Below are 8308 nucleotides of genomic sequence, written 5' to 3'. Positions count from 1 at the left end.
GATCTTCTCGGTGGCCGACTACGGGCTGGAGGCCGACCTGTTCACGGCTGTGCCTGAGCTGGTGAAGGCGAACTGATGAACACCGCAGACACGCAACACATACTGGTGACCGGGGCCACCGGCGGTATTGGTCTGGGCATTTGCCATACTCTGGCCGAACGCTCGCGCCGCGAGGGGCGCGGCCTGCGCCTGACTGTGGCCAGCTCCCGGCCTGGCGAAAAGCTGGACCGGCTGGTGGGCGAACTGCGCGCCGCAGGTGTGCATGCGCATGGCGTAGCCAGTGATGTGACCGACCCTGGCCAATGCGACGCCTTGGTGGCGCAGGCCTTGGCGGAAGGGGGTGACCTGTCTGCCCTGGTGTGCGTGGCTGGCGCGTCCGGCCCTGGACGCCTGGCCGACCTGCCCGTGGCGCAGTGGGTCCTTACCTTCAATCTCAACACGCGCTCGGTCTGGCTGCTGGCGCGCGCCGCGCGCGAGTCGCTCATGCGCACGCACGGCAGCATCACGGCAGTGGCGTCCATGTCGGGCCTGCACCCTCACCCTGGGTATGGCGCATATTCGCCCGCCAAGGCTGCACTGGTGATGCTGTGCCGCCAGTTGGCACAGGAGTGGGGGCCGGACGGCATCCGCACCAACAGTGTGTGCCCAGGCATGATCCGCACGCCGCTGACCGAAGCGGTGTACCAGGACGAAGACACCTTGCACCGCCGTGAGGCGCTGGTGCCGTTGGGACGCATTGGCCGCCCCGACGACATCGGCCAGGCCGTGGCCTACCTGACGAGCGAAGCCGCGTCTTATGTGAACGGCATGAACCTGGTGGTGGATGGCGGCGTGTCGGATCACATGCTGTCGATGATCCCCGGGCGGCCAGGCAAGGCGCCTGTGGGGCAGAGCTGAACGGTGGACGGACGCCTGTAAACTGCCCTGATGCATATAGACGCGCTGATATTTGATTCGGACGGCACGCTGGTGGACAGCGAAGCGCCGGGCTTGGACGTGCTCCACCGCCTGGCCGTGGAGCACGGTTTGGCCATCTCCCGGGAGGAGGCGCATGACCGCTTCCGTGGCGTGCGCATGGCCGAGGTGGTGGCCTGGATTGCCGAGCGGCTCGGGCAGCCCGGCCCGGTGTTCGAGGAACGCTTCGTCGATCTGGCGCGCGAGGGCATGGCGGAGCGTTTCCGGCAAGGGCTGGACCCGATGCCTGGCGCGGCAGAGTTGATTGGCCGTTTGACCGTGCCTTATTGCGTGGCCACCAATGGCCCGCGCGAGAAGGTGGAGTTGACGCTGGCGGTGTGCGGGTTGCGACCGTTGTTTGGCGACAGGGTGTTTTCGGCCTATGAGGTGGGTATGTTCAAGCCCGAGCCCGGGCTGTTCCTGCATGCGGCGCAGGCGCTGGTTGCTGTGCCCGAGCGTTGTGCCGTGGTGGAAGACAGTGCCACCGGCATTGCGGCTGGGGTGGCGGCAGGGATGCAGGTGTTTGCGATGTGTCCGCCGCGGTTGGTGCCTGAGGTGTTCCATGCGCGGGTGACTTTCATCGACGCGCTGAGCGACCTTTTGCGGCTGCTGCCTGCGCAGGCGTTGCGCTGATTCTTTGCTTGCTGCCGCAGCCAACAAGAGCGCTGGAATGCCACCGGTGGTGCTCCAAAAATGCTTCTGCCAAGGCGTGTGCGCCCAGGGGCTGGCGCTTCAACGAGGCGACCGGTGCACAGCACCGGCTCCCCTGCGATGCTCGATGCCGTGGCCACGCGGCAGAAACTCCCTACGCGTTTCTGCGAAACGCTCCGGTCGGACATCTGCCGCAAGTCAGTTACGAAGCGCGCTAAAGCGCGCAGCCACGGCACCTGCGCTTCTCGGCACCTCGTAAGGCGCGCCAGCCCCTGGGCGCACACGCCTTGGTCGCCAACACCTCAGGCCATCCACACCAGGAGCAACACACACCTCAACGCCGCGCAGCCAGCCACCCCTCAGAGCATAGGCCGCATGCTGCGCGCCGTCTCCTGCAGCACAGGCAACACGCGCTTGATGGCCGCTTCGCTGCTCTCGTTGTTCATCGGCATGGTGATGCTCAGCGCCCCCACCAGACTGTCGTTGTGGTCGTACAGCGGCACGGCAATGCCCCGGTAATTCATCTCCAGTTGTTGCTCCGAGATGTACCAGCCCTGCGCGCGGGCGCGTTCAAGACACAGCCGCAACTCCGCCTTGTCCATCACCGTGTGCGATGTGTAGGGCCTAAGCGTCTGCGCGGCCAGCCAGTCGTCCCAAACTGCGGGGCCCGTCATGGCAATGATGACGATGCCTGCAGCCGTCACATGCGCCTGAACGCGCGAACCCAGCATGTACCCCGTGTTCATGTGCCGGTGCGTGCCGCTGCGTGCCACGTACACCACATCGTCCTGGTCCAGCACCGCCACATAGGCCGTTTCGCCCGTGCCCGCAGTGACCCGCTGCAGATACGGGTACACCGCGCGCGGCAGCCTGGCAGACTCCAGGTACGCCTGGCCCAGCCGCAGGATGCGTGGCGTCAGCCAGAACAGCTTGCCGTCGGTGCCCACGTAGCCCAGGTGTGCCAGCGTCAGCAGGTGGCGCCGCGCGGCGGTGCGCGTCAGGCCACAGCGCTGCGCCGCCTGGCTCGCGGTCATGCGCGAATGCTCGGCGTCGAAAGCCTCGATCACGGAGAGGCCTTTCTCCAGGCCGGCGATCCAGTCGCGGCGCTCCAGGTTGACGGGAGAAGGTAGCATTTGAGTCCAGCGAAAACCCTGATTACGTTCGTCAATCGAACCATTGCGCATGATTATCGTACGATGCGCGGTAGGCGTGGCGAGCCTTGAACGGAGCTGCGACGTACATTCGGTGGACGATGGAGCAACCACATGAGTGATTTTCTGACCCGGCCGCTCGATGGCCGCGAACCCCTGCAGGCGTCCTTCAGCGACGCGGCCAACCCGGTCGGCCTGGATGGCATCGAGTTCATCGAATACGCCACCAACAAGCCCCAGGCCCTGGGCCAGGTGCTGGAGATGATGGGCTTTCGGCCCGTGGCGCGCCACCGCTCGCGCGAGGTGCTGCTGTACCGCCAGGGCCACTTGAATGTGGTGGTCAACGCCCACCCGGCCGAAGCCCACGCGGGCGGCCATGCGGGTGATGTGCCCCGCCTGTCGGCGATTGCCCTGCGCGTGCGCGACGCCCGTGCCGCCTACCACTACGTGCTGGAGCGCGGTGCCTGGGAGGTGCCCACCCATGCCGAGGTGATGGAGCTCAACATCCCCGCCATCCACGGCGCGGGCGGCAGCCGCATCTACTTCGTCGACCGGTACAAGGAATTCTCCATCTACGGTGTGGACTTTGTGCCCATTCCGTCCGTGGACCAGAACCCGCCTGCCACCGCAGGCATCCATTTCTTTGGCGTGGTGCAGTACATCGGGCCCGAGCGCAGCTACGACTGGATCGAGTTCTACACCGAGTTGTTCGGCGCACGCCTCATCCCCGACGAAGAACGCTTCGGCATCATGCCCAAGGGCAAGCTGATGGAGCTGCCTGCGCTCACGCCCCGCAACGAATTCATGCTGCAGCTCATCGAGCCCGAGCCCAACGTGCTGGATGCCGACGAGCGGCTGCAACGCATCGGCCTGGGCGTGCCTGACGTGCTGGAAGCCGTCAAGGCCCTGCGCACGCTGGGCGTGGAGTTCGTGGAAACGCAGGCGGCGCACACCGAGCAGCGCGGCGCCATCACCAAGACCTACCTGGGGTCGGTGGTGTTCGAGCTGGTGCACAGCGAAAAGGCCTGAGCGATGGAAGCGCAACGCAGAACGGCGCAGGCCATCGGGTCCTTCGGCATGGACACCATCACGCTGGCGGGCCCACTGGAGGCCAAGCTGGCGGCCATGAAGGACGCGGGCTTCTCGCAGGTCATGCTCAAGGCCAACGACATCGTCGGCCACCCGGGCGGCGTGAAGGCCGCCGTGCAGGCGGTGCGCGACAGCGGGCTGCGCGGCACGGGCTTTCAGGTGCTGCGCGACTTTGAAGGCCTCAGCGGCCACTTGCACCACTACAAGGTGGATATTGCCAAGTCCATGCTGGAGATGTGCGCCGCACTGGAGTGTAAGGTGCTGCTGGTGTGTTCGTCCACCTCGGCGCATGCCAGCCAGGACCTCGACCACATCGCGCGCGATCTGCGCAAGCTGGCCATGCTGGCCATTCCCTATGGCATCAAGATCGCCTACGAGGCGCTGTCCTGGGGGCGCACCGTCAACGAGTTCACCACCGCGTGGGACGTTGTGTGCCGGGCCGACTGCCCCAACCTGGGCATGGGCATCGACTCCTTCCACATCTTCGCCGCCAAGACGCCGCTGGAAGAGATCGACTACCTCGACCCGTCGAAGATCTTCCTGGTGCAGCTGGCCGACTTCATGTGGCAAGAGACCAAGACCTTTGAAGAGCGCATGACCACCGCGCGCACCTTCCGCGTGTTCCCGGGCGAGGGTGTGCACAGCGAGCAGCTGGTGGACCTGGTCCTGAAGCTCGATGCATTGGGTTACGCGGGAGACTACAGCTTCGAGGTCTTCAACGACGACTACGTGCAGATGCCGCTGCCCTTCGTGGCCGAGCGTGCGCGCAAGTCGGCGCTGTGGCTGGCCGAGGACGTGTTGCAGACGTCCGTGCCATTGCCCAACCAGATGCGCTTGAAGGGTGCGCGCTGAGAGGGCCTGCGAGGCAGGGCGGCTTTAGCCCTGCTTCACCCGCACGCCCAGCCCGCCGCACAGCGCAATGAGCGCTATGCCGATGACGGTCCAGCGGTCGGGCGTGTGGCCGAACACGGCCCAGCCCGCCAGCGTGGCAAAAGCAATCTGCGCGTACATGTAGGGCGTGAGCCGCGAGGCAGGCGCCTGGTGATAGGCCTGTATGAGCAGATAGTGGCCCAGCGAGCCGAAGATGCCCAGCAGCGCCGCCAGGGCCCAGAGCGTCCAGTCGGTCATGGGCGCCCAGGCCCACGGCAGCACGGCGCTGCAGCCCACCAGGCCGATGACACCGGTGTAGAAGTGCATGGCGCCCGGGTCTTCGGTGCGCACCATGCGGCTGGTCACGATCTGGTAGGTGGCATTGATCAGCACCAGCAACAGGGGCAGCAGCAGCGCACCATGAAAATCGCTGCCTTTGGGGCGGATGACGATCAGCGCGCCCGCCAGGCCGCCTGCCACCAGCAGCCAGGTCAGCGGCGCGATCCGCTCGCGCAGCATGAGCGCAGCCAGCAGCGTCACCACCAGGGGGATGAGCATCATGATGGCGGTGAATTCACCCACCGGCACATGCCGCAGCGTGATGAAGGCGACCGCGCTGGAGCCGAGCATCAGCAGGCCGCGCCCCAGCTGCCAGCCAGGGGAATGCATGCGCAGAAGCCGGCGGCCCTGCTGCGGCCAGAGCAGGGCCGTGGTCATCACCGTCTGGGTGACGTAGCGCATCCAAACCGCCATGACCACCGGCACCAGCGGGCCGACGTATTGCGACGTGGTGTCGAGCAGGGCAAAGCACAGCGTGGCGCAAACCACGAGGGCAATGCCCCGTACGGGGTGGGTAGGGTCTGGTGCGGGGGGCAAGAGATCAGTAGCTCAGGCGTGCGACCGACCGCAGCACATCTGCGGACGTGGTCGGGAACCCGAAGTATTCCAGATATGCCGGAATCTGTTCGAACAGCATGTCAGAACCCACTTGAACCCGGCAACCTCTGGCCTGCGCGGCTGTGAGGAAGGCGGTCATCTCGGTCTTCATCACCACCTCGCCCACGAAGGTGCTGGGGGCCAGGCGAGAGACGTCGAGCGGTAGCGGGTCGCCCTCGTTCATGCCCATGGGCGTAGCGTTGACGACCAGATCGAAACCTGCCGGGTCGTTGCTGCCGGTGCGCACGTCGATGGCGGGGTATTCGGTCTTCAGCCGCTGGCCCAGGGCCTCGGCGGATGCCGTGTTCACGTCGAACAGGCTGATGGCGGCGATGCCCGCGCCCGCCAGCGATGCGGCGATCGCACAGCCCACGCCACCACTGCCCACCACCAGCACCCGCGCGCCTTGCAGTTCCAGGCCTTTGCGGCGTACACCGCGCACAAAGCCCTCGCCGTCGAACATGTCGCCCACCAGGCGGCCGTCTTCAGTGCGCTTGACGGCGTTGCAGGCACCGGCGACCTTCACGGTGGGGGTGACATCGTCCAGCAGCCCCACGGTGGTGACCTTGTGGGGCATGGTGATGAGCGCGCCCCGGATGTTGGTCAGGTTGAAGACCGAGCGCAGCAATTCGGGGTAGGCGTCGGGCTTGCAGCCCATGGGCACCACCACCGCGTTGACCCCGATGGATTCGAAATAGGGGTTGTAGATCATCGGCGACTTGAAAGTGTGCGTCGGGTAGCCGATGTGGGCGATGATTTCGGTGTTGCCGTTGATCATGGTGGACTCGTGGAGGCTCGGGTGGGTCTTGGGCGAAACTCTAGGCGCTTTGCAGGGAAGTCCAGTGTTTGTGGGCTCGACGAATGATCGATAATCGAACAGTTTTGCTCGATGATGGATCTATTTCCGGGTAATCCCCTGCCGGTGCATTGCGCCGTGGGTTCAGGCCTGGCGGGCGCGGGCGTGGTTGACCGCCGTGCGCAGTGCCAGCAGGTAGCTGTCCACGCCAAAGCCCGCTACCTGGCCCTGCACGATCTCGGCGAAAACCGAGTGGTGGCGGAACGCTTCGCGGGCGTGGATGTTGGACATGTGGAGTTCGACGATCGGGCAGGTCAGGATGGCCAGCGCGTCGCGGATGCCGTAGCTGTAATGCGTCCATGCGCCAGCGTTGATCAGCACCGCGTCCACGTTGTCGAAGTAGGCCTGGTGGATGCGCTCGCACATCTCGCCTTCGTGGTTGGTCTGGAAGTGCTGCACCTCCACACCCAGTTCCTGGCCCAGCGAGGTCAATTGCGCGTTGATCTGGTCCAGCGTGATCGTGCCGTACTGTTTGGGGTCGCGCTTGCCAAACATGTTGTGGTTGATGCCGTGCAGCATGAGGACTTTCATGGTCTTCCTTCGGTAAACGATAAAGGGTGGGTGGTCAGTGGGGCAGCTCGATCACGCGGCCCGATTCGGCTGCCGCGGCAATGGCTTCAGTGACCTGCAGGTTGCGCAGACCGTCGCGCGCCGTGACGAGAGGCTCGGCCTCGCCACGCACTACGGCGCCAAAGTGTTCGATCTGGTGCTTCAGCGGGTCGTCGCGCACCATGCCCACGGTGCCCGTCTCAAACGGTTTCCACCACGAACGGTCTTCGGGCCGCGGGTAGGTCTTGAGCCGCATGGTGGGCACCGACAGGCTGCCGTTGGTACCGGCGATGACGTAGCAGTCCTCGTCGTCGTAGCTGGGGTAGGCCTTGTTTTCCTGGCTGGTCTGCTCCCAGCTGCGCGGGCAGGCAGCCGTGTCGGAAAGCATGAAGGTGCCCAGCGCACCGTTGGCGAAACGCAGGTTGATGGCGACGGTGTCTTCCACCGGAAAGCCGCGCGCGGCATGTGACTTGAAAGCCTGCACGGCCACGATCTCGCCGCAGAGCATGCGCAGGTTGTGCACCTCGTGGATCATGTTCAGCAGGATCGGGCCGCCGCCCGGTTCGCGCCGCCAAGGCGCGTCGGCGAAGTAGTGGTCAGGCTTGAAGAAGGTGGCGCTGCCCATGACGGCAACAAGCTGCCCCAGTTGCCCGGACTGCACCACCTGCCGTGCCTTGGCCATGATGGGGCTGTGGGCGCGGTGGTGTCCGATGAGCACGCGTGCGCCGGTGCGCTCGACCTCGGCCAGCAGTGTCTCGCCCTCGGCCACGGTGGTGGCGATGGGCTTTTCCAGCAGGATGGGCAGACCCGCCGTGATGCACTGCAACGCCTGTGGCACGTGCAGCTGGTTTGGGGTGGCCAGGATCAGGCCGTCGGGCCGGTCCTGTGCCAGCAGTTCCTCGATGGAGGGGTAGAGGGGCACACCCGCGCGGGCGGCCACGGCGGCCGCTGCCGGTGACGGGTCCACCACGGCGCACAGGGTGCAGGTGGCGCTGTTTTGCGCCACGCCCATGTGGGCCTGACCGATGTAACCGGCACCGGCCACGGCTATGCGGGTTTTGTTCATTCGGTTTCCTTGGGCAAAAGACAGCCCCTGCTGCCCAGACGGCAGCATGGCAATGGGAACGCGCTGGTCACTGGACAGTGACGGTGCTGAAGCTCCCCGGGGTGCCCGACGGTCTACCCCGGGGAGAGGTGCGGCGGCTTACTTGCGCAGCTTGGCCAGCTCCAGCATCACTTCCTTGACGGTCTC

9 protein-coding genes are annotated in these 8308 nt (G+C 65.7%); 4 read left to right on the top strand and 5 right to left on the bottom strand.

Features of this window, described 5'->3' with window-relative positions:
• Positions 1-75 precede the first annotated feature (75 nt).
• Complete coding sequence (locus tag ACYVHH_RS04910; RefSeq protein ID WP_460563972.1) at positions 76-897, top strand: SDR family NAD(P)-dependent oxidoreductase; 822 nt, start codon at positions 76-78, stop codon at positions 895-897.
• 30 nt (positions 898-927) lie between these two features.
• Positions 928-1587, top strand: coding sequence for an HAD family hydrolase (locus tag ACYVHH_RS04905; protein WP_460563971.1), 660 nt, complete (start codon positions 928-930; stop codon positions 1585-1587).
• A 377-nt stretch (positions 1588-1964) separates the two neighbouring features.
• On the opposite strand, the gene ACYVHH_RS04900 is transcribed toward ACYVHH_RS04905, so the two are convergent.
• The gene (locus tag ACYVHH_RS04900; RefSeq protein ID WP_460563970.1) at positions 1965-2738 is read right to left on the bottom strand and encodes an IclR family transcriptional regulator domain-containing protein; all 774 of its coding nucleotides are present in this window, start codon (positions 2736-2738) and stop codon (positions 1965-1967) included.
• A gap of 132 nt (positions 2739-2870) precedes the next feature.
• Between ACYVHH_RS04900 and ACYVHH_RS04895 the strand changes: the two genes are divergently transcribed.
• The gene (locus ACYVHH_RS04895; RefSeq protein WP_460563969.1) at positions 2871-3785 is read left to right on the top strand and encodes a VOC family protein; all 915 of its coding nucleotides are present in this window, start codon (positions 2871-2873) and stop codon (positions 3783-3785) included.
• Between the two features lie 3 nt (positions 3786-3788).
• Positions 3789-4697 (top strand): sugar phosphate isomerase/epimerase family protein, encoded by a 909-nt coding sequence (locus tag ACYVHH_RS04890; protein ID WP_460563968.1) that lies wholly within the window; start codon positions 3789-3791, stop codon positions 4695-4697.
• A 24-nt stretch (positions 4698-4721) separates the two neighbouring features.
• On the opposite strand, the gene ACYVHH_RS04885 is transcribed toward ACYVHH_RS04890, so the two are convergent.
• The 4 genes from ACYVHH_RS04885 to ACYVHH_RS04870 form a co-directional block, all read right to left on the bottom strand.
• A complete protein-coding gene (locus ACYVHH_RS04885; RefSeq protein WP_460563967.1) occupies positions 4722-5591 on the bottom strand; it encodes a DMT family transporter in 870 nt (289 codons plus the stop codon).
• A gap of 4 nt (positions 5592-5595) precedes the next feature.
• On the bottom strand, positions 5596-6429 hold the full coding sequence (locus tag ACYVHH_RS04880; RefSeq protein ID WP_460563966.1) for a shikimate dehydrogenase family protein: 834 nt from the start codon (positions 6427-6429) through the stop codon (positions 5596-5598).
• 162 nt (positions 6430-6591) lie between these two features.
• The gene (gene aroQ / locus ACYVHH_RS04875; RefSeq protein ID WP_460563964.1) at positions 6592-7038 is read right to left on the bottom strand and encodes a type II 3-dehydroquinate dehydratase; all 447 of its coding nucleotides are present in this window, start codon (positions 7036-7038) and stop codon (positions 6592-6594) included.
• A gap of 34 nt (positions 7039-7072) precedes the next feature.
• Entirely contained in the window at positions 7073-8122 is a 1050-nt protein-coding gene (locus ACYVHH_RS04870; protein ID WP_460563963.1) for a Gfo/Idh/MocA family protein, read from the bottom strand.
• Between the last annotated feature and the right edge of the window lie 186 nt (positions 8123-8308).

This window comes from Hydrogenophaga aquatica (genome assembly GCF_054780915.1).
Note: the sequence above shows the minus strand (reverse complement) of the source record. Positions and strands in the feature narration are given on the sequence as shown.

Excerpts from the sequence above, each read along its gene's own strand:
- ACYVHH_RS04910 (WP_460563972.1), top strand. The coding sequence starts at position 76 with ATGAACACCGCAGACACGCAACACATACTGGTGACCGGGGCCACCGGC.
- ACYVHH_RS04905 (WP_460563971.1), top strand. The coding sequence starts at position 928 with ATGCATATAGACGCGCTGATATTTGATTCGGACGGCACGCTGGTGGAC.
- ACYVHH_RS04900 (WP_460563970.1), bottom strand. The coding sequence starts at position 2,738 with ATGCTACCTTCTCCCGTCAACCTGGAGCGCCGCGACTGGATCGCCGGC.
- ACYVHH_RS04895 (WP_460563969.1), top strand. The coding sequence starts at position 2,871 with ATGAGTGATTTTCTGACCCGGCCGCTCGATGGCCGCGAACCCCTGCAG.
- ACYVHH_RS04890 (WP_460563968.1), top strand. The coding sequence starts at position 3,789 with ATGGAAGCGCAACGCAGAACGGCGCAGGCCATCGGGTCCTTCGGCATG.
- ACYVHH_RS04880 (WP_460563966.1), bottom strand. The coding sequence starts at position 6,429 with ATGATCAACGGCAACACCGAAATCATCGCCCACATCGGCTACCCGACG.
- aroQ (WP_460563964.1), bottom strand. The coding sequence starts at position 7,038 with ATGAAAGTCCTCATGCTGCACGGCATCAACCACAACATGTTTGGCAAG.
- ACYVHH_RS04870 (WP_460563963.1), bottom strand. The coding sequence starts at position 8,122 with ATGAACAAAACCCGCATAGCCGTGGCCGGTGCCGGTTACATCGGTCAG.